This window comes from Hydrogenophaga soli (assembly GCF_054777695.1).
Map to the genome: position 1 here is coordinate 251,519 of NZ_BAAHAK010000003.1, position 16,263 is coordinate 267,781.

Consider the following 16,263-nt stretch of genomic DNA (forward strand, 5'->3'; position numbering starts at 1 on the left):
GATCTGAGTGCTTTCTTTTCGATAGGAGACAAACCATGAAAATCCGTCAATTGGCCCTCGCCGTGGGCCTGGTCGCCACCGGCCTGACCAGTGCCCTCGTCACCACGCAAGCCGTGGCCCAGACCAAGGAGCAGTTCTTCCCCGTGCTGGTGTACCGCACCGGGGCCTACGCGCCCAACGGCGTGCCCTTTGCCAACGGCTACGTGGACTACCTCAAGCTGGTCAACGAGCGCGGCGGGCTCAATGGCGTGAAGCTCAGCTTTGAAGAGTGCGAAACCGGCTACGCCACCGACCGCGGCGTGGAGTGTTACGAGCGCCTGAAGGGCAAGAACGGCGGGGCCACCGTGTTCCAGCCGCTGTCCACCGGCATCACCTTTGCGCTGACCGAAAAGGCGCCGTCCGACAAGATTCCGCTGGTCACCGCGGGTTATGGCCGTTCCGAAAGCCAGGACGGTGGGGTGTTCAAGTGGAACTTCCCGCTGGCGGGCACCTACTGGGTGGCGGCTGACGTGATCCTGCAGGACATTGCCAAGAACCTGGGCGGCTGGGACAAGCTCAAGGGCAAGAAGATCACCCTCATCTACCACGACAGCCCGTTTGGCAAGGAGCCCATTCCGGTGCTGCAAGAGCATGCGGCCACCCACGGCTTCCAGCTGAGCCTGCTGCCGGTCACCCACCCCGGTGTCGAACAAAAGGCCACCTGGTTGCAGATCCGCCAGAACCGGCCCGACTACGTCATCAACTGGGGCTGGGGCGTGATGAACTCCACCGCCCTGAAGGAAGCCCAGGCCACCGGCTACCCGCGCGACAAGATGTACGGCGTGTGGTGGGCCGGTGCCGAGCCCGACGTGAAGGACGTGGGCCAGGGTGCCAAGGGCTACAAGGCGGTGATGATGCAGCACGGGGCCGAAAAGGGTGCCGATTTCGTCAAGGAAATCCTGACCAAGGTCCACGGCAAGAACCAGGGCACCGGCCCCAAGGACGAAGTGGGTGACGTGTTGTACGTGCGCGGGGCCATGAGCGCCATGCTGGCCGTGGAAGGCGTGCGTGCCGCCCAAGAGCGCTTCGGCAAGGGCAAGGTCATGACGGGTGAACAGGTCCGCTGGGGCCTGGAGAACCTGAACCTGACCCAGGCCAAGCTGGATGCGCTGGGCTTCAAGGGCGTGATGCGCCCCATCTCCACCAGCTGTCAGGACCACATGGGCTCCGCCTGGGCCCGCGTGCACACCTGGGACGGGGCCAAGTTCAACTGGTCGTCCGACTGGTACCAGGCCGATGAGCAGATCCTCAAGCCCATGGTCAAGACCGCGGCCGACAAGTACGCCGCCGAGAAGAAGCTGACCCGCCGGGACGCCAAAGACTGCCAGTCCTGATCGCATCCGCCCGACCGCCCCTGCCCGGGGGTGGTCGGGCCCCCTTCCAAGGTCGCACCATGAGCACCCCCCACACCGTCCTCAACGTCAACGGCATCGAAGTCATCTACAACCACGTCATCCTGGTGCTCAAGGGCGTCTCGCTGACCGTGAACGAAGGCCAGATTGCGGCCATCCTGGGTGGCAACGGCGCGGGCAAGACCACCACACTGCGCGCCATCTCCAACCTGCTCAAGGCCGAGCGGGGTGAAGTCACCAAGGGCAGCATCGAACTGCGGGGCGAACGCATCGAAAACCTCTCGCCCGCCGAACTGGTCAAACGCGGGGTGGTGCAGGTCATGGAAGGGCGGCATTGTTTTGCCCACCTGACCATCGAAGAAAACCTGATGACCGGCAGCTACACCCGCACCAGCAAGGCCGAGGTGGAGGCCAACCTGGACAAGGTCTACACCTATTTCCCCCGTCTGAAGACGCGCCGCACCAGCCAGGCGGCCTACACCTCGGGCGGCGAGCAGCAGATGTGCGCCATTGGCCGCGCCCTGATGGCCAACCCCAACGTGGTGCTGCTGGACGAGCCCTCCATGGGCCTGGCGCCGCAAATCGTGGAGGAGGTGTTCGAGATCGTCAAAGACCTCAACACCAAGGAAAAGGTCACCTTCCTCATTGCCGAGCAGAACACCAACATGGCCCTGAAGTACGCCGACTACGGCTACATCATGGAGTCGGGCCGCATCATGATGGACGGCACCGCCGAAGACCTGCGCAACAACGAAGACGTCAAGGAGTTCTACCTGGGCGTGGGCGGTGGCGAGCGCAAGAGCTTCAAGGACGTGAAAAGCTACAAGCGCCGCAAGCGCTGGCTGGCCTGATCCGTCGCCTCCTCGCCCCAGCCTTTCTCCTGCCGTTCCCCCGCCTGTTCCCCCTCTTTCCGCCGCCCCCTGGCCCGCCCAAGGAGTCTTGCCATGTCCGCTTTTTTTGACGCGCTTGAAACCCGTTCCCCTGCCGAGCGCGAATCGGCCCTGATGGCGGCCCTGCCCGGCGTGGTGGCCCACGCCCAGCAGGCCACCCCCGCCTTTGCCAGCCTGCTGGCCGAGGTGGATGCCGCCCGCATCACCAGCCGCGAGGCCCTGGCCCAGCTGCCCGTCATCCGCAAACACGAGCTGCTGGAGCGTCAGAAAGCCGGTCGTGCAGCCAACGCCTTTGGCGGTTTCAGTGCCGTGGGCTTCGGCCCCGCCATGCGCCGGGTGTTTGCCAGCCCCGGCACCCTGTACGAACCCGAGGGCACCCGCCCCGACTACTGGCGCATTGCCCGCGCCCTGTTTGCCGCCGGGTTCCGCCAGGGCGACCTGGTGCACAACGGCTTCAGCTACCACTTCACCCCAGCAGGTTCCATGATGGAAACCGGTGCCCACGCCCTGGGCTGCACCGTGTTCCCCGGCGGCACCGGCCAGACCGAGCAGCAGGTGGGTGCCATGGCCGAACTGCGGCCCGCCGGGTATGCGGGAACGCCCAGCTTCCTGAAGATCATCCTGGAAAAAGCCGCCGAAACCGGCGTGGCCCTGCCCAGCCTGACCAAGGCCCTGGTGTCGGGCGAGGCCTTCCCGCCCAGCCTGCGCCACTGGTTCACCGAGCGCGGCGTGAACGCCTACCAGTGCTACGCCACGGCGGACATCGGCCTCATCGCCTACGAAACCGAAGCGCGTGAGGGCCTCGTGCTGGACGAACGCGTCATTGTCGAGATCGTGCGCCCCGGCACCGGCGAGCCCGTGCCCGATGGCGATGTGGGCGAACTGGTCATCACCACCCTCAACCCCGACTACCCCCTCATCCGCTTCGGCACCGGCGACCTGTCGGCCATCCTGCCGGGCCCCTGCCCCACGGGGCGCACCGCCCCCCGCATCAAGGGCTGGATGGGCCGGGCCGACCAGACCACCAAGGTGCGCGGCATGTTCGTGCACCCGGGCCAAGTCAACGAGGTGCTCAAGCGCTTCCCCCAGCTGGGCAAGGGCCGCCTGGTGGTGACCGGAGAAATGGCCAACGACCAGATGACCCTGAACGTGGAATGCGCGGCCCTGGACGAGGCCACCCAGGCCGCCATCGGGGCCGCCGTACGCGACGTGACCAAGCTGCGCGCCGAGGTGGTGCGGGTGGACCCGGGCCGCCTGCCCAACGACGGCAAGGTGATTGAAGACGCCCGCCGTTATGAGTGAGCCCCTTCACCTCGGGGTAATCCCTAGCCCCCCGTTACGTAGTAGCCGCGATGCCCCGGGCAAGACAAAAGCCCTAGCATGGCGATTGCAACCATCTCAAGGAGTCACCATGAAACGTCGCACCGCTTTGGCCCTGGCCACTCTCGCGCTGGCCAGCAACACCGCCGCACTGGCCCAGGACTTCCCTGGCAGCAAGCCCATCAGCATCGTGGTGCCGTTTGCCGCTGGTGGCCCCACCGACCGTGTGGCCCGCGACCTGGCCGAAGCCATGCGCAAACCTTTGGGCAACGTCAGCATCACCGTGGAAAACGCCGCGGGTGCGGGCGGCACCATCGGCGCCAACAAGGTGGCCAAGGCCAAACCCGACGGTTACACCCTGCTGCTGTGGCACATCGGCATGGCGGCCACCCCGGCGCTGTACCGCAAGCTGCCCTACAAGCCCATGGAAGACTTCGAGTTCCTGGGCATCGTCAACGACGTGCCCATGACCCTGCTGGGCAAGCCCCAGCTGCCCGCCAACACCTACCGCGACTTTGAAAACTACATCAAGGCCAACGCCGGCAAGCTCAACATTGCGCACGCGGGCCTGGGCTCGGCCTCGCACATTTGCGGCCTGATGTGGCAACACGCGGTCAAGCTGACCGACTCCATGACCACCATCCCCTTCGGTGGCACGGCCCCGGCCATGACCAACCTGATTGGCGGCCAAGTGGACGTGATGTGTGACCAGACCACCAACACCGTGGGCCAGATCGAAGCCGGCCGGGTGAAGGCCTTTGCCGTCACCACCGCCAAACCCCTGAGCACCCACAAGCTGCTGAAGGACTACCCCAGCCTGCAGGAAATGGGCTTGAAGGGCTTTGAGCTGACCATCTGGCACGGCCTGTACGCCCCCAAGGGCACGCCCGAAGCCGTGTTGAAGAAGATCAACGACGCCCTGAAAGTGGCCCTGAAAGACCCCGACTTCATCAAGAAGGAAGAGGGCCTGGGTGCCATCGTCGCCACCGACAAGCGCATCGAACGCGAAGGCCACAAGGCGTTTGTGGCCGCTGAAATCGCCAAGCTCAAGCCGGTGATCGAGGGCGCGGGCAAGTTCGCCGACTGACCCGCCACCGGACCTTGGACATGGAAAGGGCTGCCTGAGGCAGCCCATTTTTTTTGCGAGTGTCATACCGGCGCATTTGCATGGATGTATGCTGGAATAGCATGACCAATCCCACTGCCCGCCCACTGCCATGATCCATTTGCCCGACATCTCCATCGCCAAACGCCTCACACTGGGTTTTGCACTGGTGCTGGTGTTGTCCGCGGTGGTCATTTGCCTCAGCATCTTCCAGCTCAACGCGGTGGCCGACGCCACCGAAAAGATGATGACCGAGCCCATCGCCACCGAGCGCACCATGAGCGACTGGTTTCGCAACGTGAGGGCGTCCATCACCCGGGCCACCGCCATTGCCCGCAGCAGCGATCCGGGCCTGGTGGACTTTTTTGCCGAGGAACAAAAGCTGTCGACCCAGACCTCGGGCGAGTACTACAAACGCATCCAAGACCAGATGGACACGGCGGAAGAAAAGGCCGCCATCGAAAAGATCGATGGGCACCGCAACGCCTACCTGGATGCCCGCAATGCCATCCTCAAGCTGAAGAAGGAGGGCCAAGCCGACCAGGCCAGCCAGATCCTGGAACAGAAGCTGGTCCCCACCTCCAAGTTGTATGTGCAGAGCATTGAAGACCTGCTGCAAATCCAGCGCAACCAGGTGGACAAGCTCTCCAAGGACATCCAGGCCACCCGTCGGTTTGCCAACCAGATGCTGGTGATGCTGGGGGTGGTCAGCCTGGCACTGGCGGTGCTGGTGGTGTGGATGATCGCCAAGTCCATCACGGCCCCTTTGAACCACGCCACCAAAATCGCCCATCAGGTGGCCGCGGGCGACCTCACCGCCAAAGTGCCCGCCCACAGCAAGGACGAGGTGGGCCGCCTGCTGGAGGCCCTGCAGGCCATGCAAACCGGCCTGATGAACGTGGTCACCGCCGTGCGCCACGGCTCGGAATCGGTGGCCACGGCCAGCGCGGAAATTGCCCAGGGCAACAACGACCTGTCCCTGCGGACCGAACACCAGGCCAGCGCCCTGGAAGAAACCGCCGCGTCCATGGAAGAACTGGGCTCCACCGTGCAGCGCAACGCCGAGTCCGCCACCCACGCCAACCAGTTGGCCATTGCCGCGTCTCGGGTGGCGGTGTCAGGCGGTCAGGTGGTGGCCGAGGTGGTGGACACCATGAAGGGCATCAGCGACTCCAGCCGCAAGATCGGCGACATCATCAGCGTGATCGACGGCATTGCCTTCCAGACCAACATCCTGGCGCTCAATGCCGCGGTGGAAGCCGCCCGCGCCGGTGAGCAGGGCCGGGGATTTGCCGTGGTGGCTTCGGAAGTCCGCAACCTGGCCAGCCGCAGTGCGGCTGCAGCCAAGGAGATCAAGGAACTGATCGTCACCAGCGTGGACCGGGTGGAGCAAGGCACGGTGCTGGTGGACAAGGCGGGCCAGACCATGGACCAGGTGGTCAGTTCTGTGCAGGAGGTGACCCGCATCATGGGCGAGATCAGCGCCGCCAGTGCCGAACAAAGCACCGGCGTGGCGCAGGTGGGCGAAGCCATCACCCAAATGGACCAGGCCACGCAGCAGAACGCTGCGCTGGTGGAGGAAATGGCCGCCGCCGCGGCCAGCCTGAAAAACCAGGCCCACGACCTGGTTCAGGTGGTGGCGGTGTTCAAGACCACGGGCTGAGGCCCGCACCGCAGGCCCCGGCGCACCCTCACCCCCGCATGGGCGGCACGTTCTCCAGCCGGAACTCCGCGGCCCGTGCGTGGGCCTGCAAACCCTCGCCATAAGCCAGTTCGGCGGCAATGGGGCCCAGGCTCTGGGCGCCCTGGGCGCTCACTTCAATCAGGCTGCTGCGCTTTTGGAAGTCGTACACCCCCAGCGGGCTGGAAAAGCGTGCCGTGCCGCTGGTGGGCAGCACGTGGTTGGGGCCGGCGCAGTAGTCGCCCAGGCTTTCGCTGGTGTAGGCCCCCAGGAAAATGGCCCCGGCGTGGCGCAGCAGGGGCTCCCAGCGGTGCGGATCGCGGCTGCTCACTTCCAGGTGTTCCGGGGCGATGCGGTTGCTCAGCTCGCAGGCCTCTTCCATGCTGCGGGTGAGGATCATGGCCCCCCGGTCACTCAGGCTCTTGGCGATGATGGCCGCACGCGGCATGGTGGGCAGCAGGCGGTCGATTTCCGCTTGCACCGCGGCGATGTAGGCCGCGTCCGGGCACAGCAGGATGCTTTGCGCCAACTCGTCGTGTTCGGCCTGTGAAAACAGGTCCATGGCCACCCACTCGGGCGGGGTGGTGCCGTCGGCCAGCACCAGAATCTCGCTGGGGCCGGCGATCATGTCGATGCCCACGGTGCCGAACACGCGCTTCTTGGCGCTGGCCACGTAGGCATTGCCCGGGCCGGTGATCTTGTCCACCTTGGGCACGGTGGCCGTGCCGTAGGCCAGCGCGGCCACGGCCTGCGCACCGCCGATGGTGAAGGCGCGGCTCACGCCCGCCACGTGGGCGGCGGCCAGCACCAGGGGGTTCTTCTCGCCCTTGGGCGTAGGCACCACCATGACGATGTCGGGCACCCCGGCCACATGGGCGGGGATGGCGTTCATCAGCACGCTGCTGGGGTAGGCGGCCTTGCCGCCGGGCACGTAGATGCCCACGCGGTCCAGCGGCGTGACCTTCTGGCCCAGCAGGGTGCCGTCTTCGTCGCGGTAGCTCCAACTCTCACCGCTGGCCTTCTTTTGCGCCTCGTGGTAGCTGCGCACCCGGCGGGCGGCGGCTTCCAGGGCCTGGCGCTGGGCGGCGGGCAGGCCGTCGAACGCGGCCTTCAGTTCGGCGGCGGTCAGCTCCAGGGCGGCCACGCGGTCGGCCTGCAGGCCGTCGAACCGGGCGGTGTAGTCCAGCACGGCGGCGTCGCCCCGGGCCTGCACGTCGGCCAGGATGTCGGCCACGCGCTGCTCGATGGCCGCGTCGGTGTCGGCCGACCAGTGCAGGCGGGCCTTGAATTGAGCCTCAAAATTGGCCTCAGCGCTTACCAGATAAGCGGGAGCAGCTACAAAAGTCATGGCAATCTCCGGCACTCAGGCAGGGACATTCACCGCCTGGGCAAAGGCGTCGAGGATGGGCCGCAGCGCGGCCTGCTTGACCTTGAGCGCGGCCTGGTTGACCACCAGGCGCGAGCTGATGTCCATGATGTGCTCCACCTCCACCAGGTGGTTGGCCTTGAGGGTGTTGCCGGTGGACACCAGGTCCACGATGGCGTCGGCCAGCCCGGTCAGCGGGGCCAGTTCCATGCTGCCGTAGAGCTTGATCAGGTCCACGTGCACGCCCTTGCTGGCGAAGAACTCGCGGGCAATGGCGGTGTACTTGGTGGCCACGGCCAGCCGGGCGCCCTGGCGCACGGCGTGGGCGTAGTCAAAGTCGGCCCGCACGGCCACGCTCATGCGGCAGCGGGCAATGTTCAGGTCCAGCGGCTGGTACAGGCCATGGGTGCCCCAGCTGGCTTCGTGCTCAATCAGCGTGTCCTTGCCGCACACGCCCAGGTCGGCACCGCCGTACTCCACGTAGGTGGGCACGTCGGAGGCACGCACCAGCACCACCTGCACGTCGGGCCGGTTGGTGGGCAGGATGAGCTTGCGCGACTTTTCCGGGTCTTCCAGCACCGTGATGCCAGCGGCAGCCAGCAGGGGCAGGGTTTCTTCAAAAATGCGTCCTTTGGACAGGGCCAGGGTGATCACGTCAACTTACTCCCGGCCTGTGGCCATGGAAAAAACAGGTCGCATGAAGTTGCGACTCACCGAGCGCACACACCGTGTCTGCTCGGCGTATTCAAAGGCAGCCCGACAGGCGTCGTCGGACTGGATGTTCAGCCGGTATTGCTCGTAAGCCGCCAGGCTGTCAAAACTGAACAGGCAATACGCCACATGGTTGGCCCCTTCATGGGGCAGGAAATAGCCATGATGCACGCCACCCCATTTCTCCACCAACGGAATCCACATGCGGGCATAGGTTTCGAATTCAGACACCTTGAACGGGTCGATGTCGTAGGTGACATGCACGGTGATCATCGGTCTTCCAAGCAGGGGTCAGCGGATGCGTTCGATGCGGGCACCCAGGGCGGCCAGCTTGGCCTCCATGCGGTCGTAGCCCCGGTCCAGGTGGTAGATGCGGTCCACCACGGTCTCGCCCTCGGCCACCAGCCCGGCAATGACCAGGCTGGCCGAGGCCCGCAGGTCGGTGGCCATGACGGTGGCGCCGGACAGGCGGCCATCGGGTCCCAGGCCTTCGGTGACGGCCAGGCGGCCATCCACCCGGATGCGTGCACCCAGGCGTTGCAGTTCCTGCACGTGCATGTAGCGGTTTTCGAAAATGGTTTCGGTCACCGAGCTGGGGCCGTGCGCCACCGTGTTGAAGGCCATGAACTGGGCCTGCATGTCGGTGGGAAAACCCGGGTATTCGGTGGTGCGGAAACTCTGCGCCTTGAGCGCCGCCGCACCGGCTGAGGCCACGCGGATGCCGGGGGCGCTGGTTTCGGTGGCGGCCATGGCTTCCACGGTCACACCGGCGTCGCGCAGCTTGTCGATGACGGCGTCCAGGTGGTCGGCCCGGGCGTGTTGCAGCAGGGCCTCGCCCCCCGCAGCGGCCACGGCACACAGGAAGGTGCCGGCTTCGATGCGGTCGGGCACCACGGTGTGGGTGCAGCCGTGCAGGCGATCCACGCCTTGGATGCGGATGCGGCTGCTGCCCTGCCCTTCGATGCGTGCCCCCATGGCGATGAGCATCTCGGCCAGGTCAACAATCTCCGGCTCCTGGGCGGCGTTTTCCAGCACGGTTTCGCCCTCGGCCAGGGCGGCGGCCATCAGGAAGTTCTCGGTCCCGGTGACGGTCACCATGTCGGTGGAGATGCGGGCGCCTTTCAGCCGGGTCTGACCGTCGGGCAGGCGGGCTTCGATGTAGCCGTGCACCACCTCGATCTGCGCACCCATGGCCACCAGGCCCTTGATGTGCTGGTCCACCGGGCGCGAACCGATGGCGCAGCCCCCGGGCAGCGACACGCGGGCGCGGCCAAAGCGAGCCAGCAGCGGCCCCAGCGCCAGGATGGAGGCGCGCATGGTCTTGACCAGCTCGTAGGGGGCCTCGGGGGTCAGGGTGTCCGGGGCGTGCAGGGCCACGCGGTCGTCGGGCAGGCGCTCGGCACGGCAGCCCATGTGGGCCACCAGCTTTTTCATGGTGAGCACGTCGTGCAGGTGCGGCACGTTGAGCAGCGTGACCGGGTCGGCGGTGAGCAAGGCGGCGCACAGCTCGGGCAAGGCGGCGTTCTTGGCCCCGGAAATGGGCACCACGCCGTGGAGGGCCAGCCCCCCCTGGATGCGGAGTTTGTCCATGGTGTCAGCCCTTGGCCTGCAAGGCGGCCCATTCGGCCGGGGTGTGCGTCTTCATGGACAGGGCATGCACCTCGTCGGTGGCCATGCGCTGGCCCAGCGTGGCGTACACCCGCTGGTGGCGAGCGATGGGGCGCTTGCCCTCGAACTCGGCCGACACGATGACCGCCGCCCAATGGCGACCATCCCCCGTGACTTCGACGTGATCGCACGGCAGACCGGCGGCAATGATTTCGCGGAGTTGGTCGGCGTTCATGGTATGAAATTGATAGCTGTTTACGCTTGATATGAAAGCGGTAGATGCCAAAAAGACTTGTGATTTTCAGTGGCGAATCTTGTAGCCCGTGCGCAGCAGGTGCACGGCCACGGCACTCACCGCCAGGAAGGCGGCCACCACCACGCCCAGGCTGAGCCAGGGCGACACGTCGCTCACCCCGAAAAAGCCGTGGCGAAACCCATCGATCATGTAGAAAAACGGGTTGAGGTGGCTCACCTGCTGCCAGAACGCCGGCAGCGAGTGGATGGAATAGAACACGCCCGACAAGAACGTCATGGGCATGATGATGAAGTTCTGGAACGCGGCCAGCTGGTCGAACTTTTCGGCCCACAGCCCGGCAATCAGCCCCAGCGCGCCCAGCATGGCCGCCCCCAGCACGGCAAACACCAGCACCCACAGCGGCTGGGCCATGCCCGGGTGGCCAAACCACCAGGTGACGGCCAGCACACCCGTGCCCACGGCCAGCCCACGCGCCACCGACGACGCCACATAGGCCACAAACCACGCCCAGTGCGACATGGGGGTGAGCAGCATGAACACCAGGTTGCCCATGATCTTGCTCTGGATGAGCGAGGACGAGCTGTTGGCAAAGGCGTTTTGCAGCACGCTCATCATCACCAGGCCGGGCACCAGGAAGGCGGTGTAGCCGATGCTGTCGTACACCTTGACGTGGTCTTCCAGCACGTGGCCGAAGATCATCATGTACAGCACCGCGGTGAGCACGGGCGCGGCAATGGTCTGGAAGCTGACCTTCCAGAAGCGCAGCACCTCTTTGTAGAACAGGGTTTGCCAGCCGATCATGATGAACTTGCCCCCACGCTCTGGCCCTGCGGGCCTTCGCTGCCCCCCGAGGGGGCGCTCGCCAGCTTGGGGCGGCCCGGCGCTGGCTCAGTGCCCCCCATCACGTCGAGGAACACGTCTTCCAGGTCGGCTTTGCGGATTTCCATGTCTTCCACCACCCCACCCGCCTGGCGCACCGCGGCGAGGATGTGCTCCACCTCCAGCGCGTTGTGGGCGGGCAGTTGCACCACGCGGCCGGTGACGCGGGCCTGGGCGGCCAGTTCGGGCGGCAGCGGGGTGTCGGTCTTGAAGCGCAGCACGTTGCTGGAGGCGCGGGCCAGCAGGGCGGAGGTGCTGTCCAGCGCCACCACCTGGCCTTTCTTGATCATGGCGATGCGGCTGCACAGCGCCTCGGCCTCTTCCAGGTAGTGGGTGGTCAGCAGCACGGTGCAGCCTTCTTCGCGGTTGAGTCGGGCGATGAACTGCCACAGCGTCTGGCGCAGTTCCACGTCCACCCCGGCGGTGGGTTCGTCCAGCACGATGACGCGCGGCTTGTGCACCAGGGCCTGCGCCACCATCACCCGGCGCTTCATGCCGCCCGAGAGTTGGCGCATGTTGGCCTGAGCCTTGTCGGTCAGGCCCAGGCTGTGCAGCAGCTCGTCGATCCAGGCGTCGTTGTGGCGAATGCCGAAGTAGCCCGACTGGATGCGCAGCGCCTCGCGCACGTTGAAAAACGGGTCGAACACCAGCTCCTGCGGCACCACGCCCAGCGCCCGGCGGGCCTGGGCCATGTCGGTCACCACGTCGTGGCCGTGCACCGCCACGCGGCCCCGGCTGGCGCGGTTGAGCCCGGCCAGGATGCTGATGAGGGTGGTCTTGCCCGCGCCGTTGGGGCCGAGCAGGCCGAACATCTCGCCGGGCTGGACCGCGAAGCTGACGCCGTCCAGGGCCTTGAAGTCGCCTTTGGCACCGGTGTAGGTTTTGCAAACATCCTGGAACAGGATGGCGGGCGCGGCCGCTGAAGCGGAAGAAGGGGAGGAGCTGGACATGGGTGGGGGGCAGAGAACCCCCGATTTTAGGTGGCCGACCGCTCAGGCCGGGCTGGAGACCAGCAATTCATCCACGCCGTACAAGGCCGCCAGCTCCAGCAACCGCGCCGGGGGAGACAACAGCTCCAGCGTGCGACCCTGGGCCAGGGCCTGACGGCGCAGGTCCAGCACCACGGCCAGGGCCGATGAATCAAAGCGGTTCAACGCCGAGGCATCCACCAGCACCGGCCCGTCCCCCAACGGCCATTGCCCCCGCCATTGGCGCAGGCAGGGGGCCACGTGGTCGTGGGTGAGCTGGGCTGGCAGTTTGAGCATGGGCGGCGTCGGGAGGATCAGCTGGCCTTGGCGGCCTTGGCGCTGTTGGACTTGTTGCGGGCCACCAGCGAAGCAATCAGGCCGTCGATGCCCTTGGTCTGCGCTTCCTGGGCAAACTGGGTGCGGTAGGTTTCCACCAGCCACACGCCCAGCACGTTCAGGTCGTAGATCTTCCAACCGGCGTCGGTCTTTTCCAGGCGGTAGTCGAGCTGGATGGGGTCGCCACGGCCACGCACCTCGGTGCGCACCACCACCTCGGTGTCGGTCGGGGCTGCACGCAGGGGCCGAAAGCTCAACGTCTGGTCCTTCACCTGGGTGAGGGCCCCGGCATAGGTGCGCACCAGCAGGGTCTTGAACTCGTCCTGCAGCTGCTTTTGCTGCTCGGGCGTGGCCTGACGCCAGAAACGCCCCACGGCCATGGCGGTCATGCGGGTGAAGTTGACGTTGGGGATGATCTTGGCATCCACCAGGGCCATGACCTTGTTCAGGTCACCGCCCTGGATGGCCGCATCGGCCTTGACGGTGTCCATCACCTCGGTGCCCACGCGCTTGATGAGAACGTCTGGCGCTTCGTCCGACGCTTGGGCTGCCAGGGGCAGGCACAAGGCCATGACCACCACGGACGACAACGAGGCCAGGGTTTTGGCCCCACGGGCCAGCCAGGATCGACGGTTCATGTTCAGCATTCCTTTTCGGGCACGGTGCCCGCGGGTTGGAGAGGTCATTCGGCTTCGCGGTTCCGCTGCGAGTCGATGATGCTTTGGCGGCGCTGCAGGAACACCTCTCGGGTGAAGCTGTATTTGTCCAGCGCCGCCTCGTCCAGCACCGACGACGCACGCAGCAGGTTGGTGCGTTCTTCCAGCAGGCGCAGGCCCAGCAGGCTGTTGCGGCTGGGAATGTGGTCCACCCCCCACACCCGGTCACCGCGGGTTTCCACGCCACGGCCCAGGGTGTCACGCAGGGTGGACGGGCCCAACACCGGCAACACCATGTAGGGCCCGGGGGGCACGCCCCAGCGGCCCAGGGTCTGGCCGAAATCGGCCGGGCTGCGGTACAGGTTCATTTCAGAGGCCACATCCACCAGTCCACCAAAACCAAAGAAGGTGTTGAACCCCACCCGCATGGCGTTGATGATGGTGTCTTCCCCCCGCAGCTGCAACGCGGTGTTCAGGGTGGACCAGATGTCGCTGAGGTTGCCAAAGAAGTTGCCCACCGCGGTGCGCACCGGGTAGGGGGTGACGTCGCGGTAGACGATGGCCACCGGCTTGACCACGGCCTCGTCCACCTTGGTGTTGAGGTCATACATGCTGCGGTTGAAGGGCTCCAGCGGGTCACGCGGGTCACGGGCCGGACCCGACGCACAACCCGCCAACACCGCGCTGAGCACCAGCAGCAGCACGCCCGCCCAGCGCGTCAGGGCGCTGCGGCGCGGGCCTGCAGGGAACAAGGTGGCTGACATGGATGAACTCTCCCTGGTTTGAATGAGGTCGCCCCTCACTGGGCCGCAGGCACGGCACCCTGCGCCGGGGCGGGCGGTGCCGGTGTGGCCGCTGGCGCCGACTTGTCGCCGTCGGCGGCCTTGCTGTAGAGGAACTGGCTGATCAGGTTTTCCAGCACCACAGCCGACTGGGTCTGCGTCACCACCGCCCCCGCGGCCAGGTTCTGCGTGTCGCCGCCCGGCTCGATGCCAATGTACTGTTCCCCCAACAACCCTGCCGTGAGGATTTTCAAGGAACTGTCCTTGGGAAAGGCGTAGCGCGACTCCATGTCCAGCGCCACGCTGGCCTGGAAGGTCTTGTCGTCGAAGCTGATGGACGCCACCCGGCCCACCACCACCCCGGCGCTTTTGACCGCCGCCCGGGGCTTGAGGCCGCCGATGTTGTCGAACCGCGCCACCACCCGGTAGGTGGACTGGAAGTTGAGCTGCAACAGGTTGGCCGACTTCAGCGCCAGGAACAGCAGCGCCAGCGCACCCAGCACGACGAACAGGCCGACCCAGACGTCATTTTTGGATTTTTTCATGCCTCACCGCTTGTTTCAATTGGGTTGTTTGCTATCAAAATAGGTTCAGATGCTGAACATCCAGGCCGTCAGCACGAAGTCCAGCGCCAGCACCAGCAGCGACGCCATCACCACCGTTCGTGTGGTGGCGTGCGACACACCTTCGGGCGTGGGGTGCGCCATGTAACCCTGGTACAGCGCCACAAAGGTCACCGTCACGCCGAACACCAGGCTCTTGACCACACCGTTGCCCACGTCCTGCCACACCTCGACCCCGCTTTGCATCTGGCTCCAGAACGAACCAGCGTCCACGCCAATCATCACCACGCCCACGCCCCAGCCCCCGATGATGCCCACGGCACTGAAAACGGCGGCCAGCAGGGGCATGGCGATCAGCCCGCCCCAGAAGCGCGGCCCCAGCACCCGGCGCACCGGGTCCACGGCCATCATTTCCATGGCGGCCAGTTGCTCGCCCGCCTTCATCAGCCCGATTTCGGCGGTGAGCGCCGTGCCCGCCCGCCCGGCAAACAGCAGCGCGGTGACCACCGGCCCCAGCTCGCGCACCAGGCTCAAGGCCACCAGCAGGCCCAGGGCCTCGGCCGAGCCGTAACGCTGCAAGGTGTAGTAACCCTGCAGGCCCAGCACAAAGCCCACAAACAAACCCGACACCGCGATGATGGCCAGCGACAGGTTGCCCAAAAAGAAAATCTGGTCGCGCACCAGCCCAAAGCGGCGCAGCACCTCGGGCGACAGCGCACACAGGCGCACGAACAGCCGCGTCGCCTCGCCCAGGTGGGCCAGTTGGCGGCGCACGGCAAACCCCACGGTGGCCAGTGTCATGCCTGCCCCCGGATGCCGAAGTCCTCGGCCACGGTGGGGCCGGGGTAATGGAAATGCACCGGGCCGTCGGCCTCGGCGTTGACAAACTGGCGCACCAGCGGGTCGGTGGACTGGCGCACCTCGTCGGGCGTGCCCTGGGCGGCAATGCGCCCGTTGGCCAGGATGATGACCTGATCGGCGATGCGGAAGGTTTCTTCCAGGTCGTGCGACACGATGATGCTGGTGATGCCCAGCGCGTCGTTCAGGCGGCGGATGAGCTGGGCCGCCGTGCCCAGCGAAATCGGGTCCAGCCCGGCAAAGGGTTCGTCGTACATCACCAGTTCGGGGTCCAGCGCGATGGCCCGGGCCAGCGCCACGCGGCGCGCCATGCCACCGGAAATGGCGCTGGGCATGAGGTCGCGGGCACCGCGCAGGCCCACGGCGTTGAGCTTCATGAGCACGATGTCGCGCACCATGGCCTCAGACAGGTCGGTGTGCTCACGCAGGGGAAACGCCACGTTGTCGAACACGCTGAGGTCGGTGAACAGCGCCCCGAACTGGAACAGCATGCCCAGGCGGCGGCGCATGGCCTGCAGGGCATCACGACCCAGATGGCCCACGTCCTGCCCGTCGAACAGCACCTGGCCCGAGGTGGCCACCTGCTGCCCGCCAATGAGGCGCAGCACGGTGGTCTTGCCGCCGCCCGACGCGCCCATGAGCGCCGTGACCTGCCCGCGGCGCACGGTGAAGCTCACGCCATCGAGGATGCGCCGCCCCCCGTCCCCGCCGTCGTAGGCAAAAGAGACGTTCTGAAACTGGACCAGTGGGGCAGCGGTGGCAGAACTCAAGTGGGGCGCTTGGAAAAAGGGAGGGGGATTGAAAACACCAGCGCCGACGCGAAGGTCGGCGCTTGCGGGGCACTGATGATAAAGGGTTTACCCCAAACCCTGCTGCGCAAGGGCTGGGGTAGC

18 protein-coding genes are annotated in these 16,263 nt (G+C 66.1%); 5 read left to right on the forward strand and 13 right to left on the reverse strand.

The genetic code is table 11. The features are described from left to right. Positions 1–35 precede the first annotated feature (35 nt). The 5 genes from ACYVB7_RS06980 to ACYVB7_RS07000 all read left to right on the forward strand — a co-directional run bounded on the left by ACYVB7_RS06980 (position 36) and on the right by ACYVB7_RS07000 (position 6,369). Positions 36–1,373 (forward strand): ABC transporter substrate-binding protein, encoded by a 1,338-nt coding sequence (locus tag ACYVB7_RS06980; protein WP_460505991.1) that lies wholly within the window; start codon positions 36–38, stop codon positions 1,371–1,373. Between the two features lie 59 nt (positions 1,374–1,432). Then, the gene (locus ACYVB7_RS06985) at positions 1,433–2,242 is read left to right on the forward strand and encodes an ABC transporter ATP-binding protein (protein WP_460505992.1); all 810 of its coding nucleotides are present in this window, start codon (positions 1,433–1,435) and stop codon (positions 2,240–2,242) included. A gap of 93 nt (positions 2,243–2,335) precedes the next feature. After that, positions 2,336–3,583 (forward strand): phenylacetate--CoA ligase family protein, encoded by a 1,248-nt coding sequence (locus tag ACYVB7_RS06990; RefSeq protein WP_460505993.1) that lies wholly within the window; start codon positions 2,336–2,338, stop codon positions 3,581–3,583. 109 nt (positions 3,584–3,692) lie between these two features. Then, complete coding sequence (locus tag ACYVB7_RS06995) at positions 3,693–4,688, forward strand: type 2 periplasmic-binding domain-containing protein (RefSeq protein ID WP_460505994.1); 996 nt, start codon at positions 3,693–3,695, stop codon at positions 4,686–4,688. 130 nt (positions 4,689–4,818) lie between these two features. Further along, the gene (locus ACYVB7_RS07000; protein ID WP_460505995.1) at positions 4,819–6,369 is read left to right on the forward strand and encodes a methyl-accepting chemotaxis protein; all 1,551 of its coding nucleotides are present in this window, start codon (positions 4,819–4,821) and stop codon (positions 6,367–6,369) included. Positions 6,370–6,397: 28 nt separating this feature from the next. On the opposite strand, the gene hisD is transcribed toward ACYVB7_RS07000, so the two are convergent. The 13 genes from hisD to ACYVB7_RS07065 all read right to left on the reverse strand — a co-directional run bounded on the left by hisD (position 6,398) and on the right by ACYVB7_RS07065 (position 16,140). Then, complete coding sequence (gene hisD / locus ACYVB7_RS07005) at positions 6,398–7,735, reverse strand: histidinol dehydrogenase (RefSeq protein ID WP_460505997.1); 1,338 nt, start codon at positions 7,733–7,735, stop codon at positions 6,398–6,400. A gap of 15 nt (positions 7,736–7,750) precedes the next feature. Beyond that, positions 7,751–8,407, reverse strand: coding sequence for an ATP phosphoribosyltransferase (gene hisG, locus ACYVB7_RS07010; protein WP_460505998.1), 657 nt, complete (start codon positions 8,405–8,407; stop codon positions 7,751–7,753). Between the two features lie 6 nt (positions 8,408–8,413). Then, positions 8,414–8,737 (reverse strand): NIPSNAP family protein, encoded by a 324-nt coding sequence (locus tag ACYVB7_RS07015; protein WP_460505999.1) that lies wholly within the window; start codon positions 8,735–8,737, stop codon positions 8,414–8,416. Positions 8,738–8,755: 18 nt separating this feature from the next. Beyond that, positions 8,756–10,054, reverse strand: coding sequence for a UDP-N-acetylglucosamine 1-carboxyvinyltransferase (murA, locus tag ACYVB7_RS07020; protein WP_460506000.1), 1,299 nt, complete (start codon positions 10,052–10,054; stop codon positions 8,756–8,758). A gap of 4 nt (positions 10,055–10,058) precedes the next feature. Beyond that, entirely contained in the window at positions 10,059–10,307 is a 249-nt protein-coding gene (locus ACYVB7_RS07025; protein ID WP_460506001.1) for a BolA family protein, read from the reverse strand. A gap of 66 nt (positions 10,308–10,373) precedes the next feature. Continuing rightward, on the reverse strand, positions 10,374–11,129 hold the full coding sequence (locus ACYVB7_RS07030; RefSeq protein WP_460506002.1) for an ABC-2 transporter permease: 756 nt from the start codon (positions 11,127–11,129) through the stop codon (positions 10,374–10,376). Beyond that, positions 11,126–12,157, reverse strand: a complete 1,032-nt coding sequence (locus ACYVB7_RS07035; protein ID WP_460506003.1) for an ABC transporter ATP-binding protein — start codon at positions 12,155–12,157, stop codon at positions 11,126–11,128. The genes ACYVB7_RS07030 and ACYVB7_RS07035 overlap by 4 nt, the downstream gene beginning before the upstream one ends. 42 nt (positions 12,158–12,199) lie before the next feature. Further along, complete coding sequence (locus ACYVB7_RS07040; RefSeq protein ID WP_460506004.1) at positions 12,200–12,472, reverse strand: STAS domain-containing protein; 273 nt, start codon at positions 12,470–12,472, stop codon at positions 12,200–12,202. A gap of 17 nt (positions 12,473–12,489) precedes the next feature. Continuing rightward, on the reverse strand, positions 12,490–13,149 hold the full coding sequence (locus ACYVB7_RS07045) for an MlaC/ttg2D family ABC transporter substrate-binding protein (RefSeq protein ID WP_460506005.1): 660 nt from the start codon (positions 13,147–13,149) through the stop codon (positions 12,490–12,492). 44 nt (positions 13,150–13,193) lie between these two features. Continuing rightward, positions 13,194–13,931, reverse strand: coding sequence for an MlaA family lipoprotein (locus ACYVB7_RS07050; RefSeq protein ID WP_460506006.1), 738 nt, complete (start codon positions 13,929–13,931; stop codon positions 13,194–13,196). Positions 13,932–13,966: 35 nt separating this feature from the next. Continuing rightward, complete coding sequence (gene mlaD / locus ACYVB7_RS07055) at positions 13,967–14,494, reverse strand: outer membrane lipid asymmetry maintenance protein MlaD (protein WP_460506008.1); 528 nt, start codon at positions 14,492–14,494, stop codon at positions 13,967–13,969. 45 nt (positions 14,495–14,539) lie between these two features. Next, positions 14,540–15,313: a lipid asymmetry maintenance ABC transporter permease subunit MlaE gene (gene mlaE / locus ACYVB7_RS07060; protein ID WP_460506009.1), complete on the reverse strand. Its 774-nt coding sequence runs from the start codon at positions 15,311–15,313 to the stop codon at positions 14,540–14,542. Beyond that, a complete protein-coding gene (locus tag ACYVB7_RS07065) occupies positions 15,310–16,140 on the reverse strand; it encodes an ABC transporter ATP-binding protein (RefSeq protein ID WP_460506011.1) in 831 nt (276 codons plus the stop codon). The genes mlaE and ACYVB7_RS07065 overlap by 4 nt, the downstream gene beginning before the upstream one ends. Positions 16,141–16,263 lie beyond the last annotated feature (123 nt).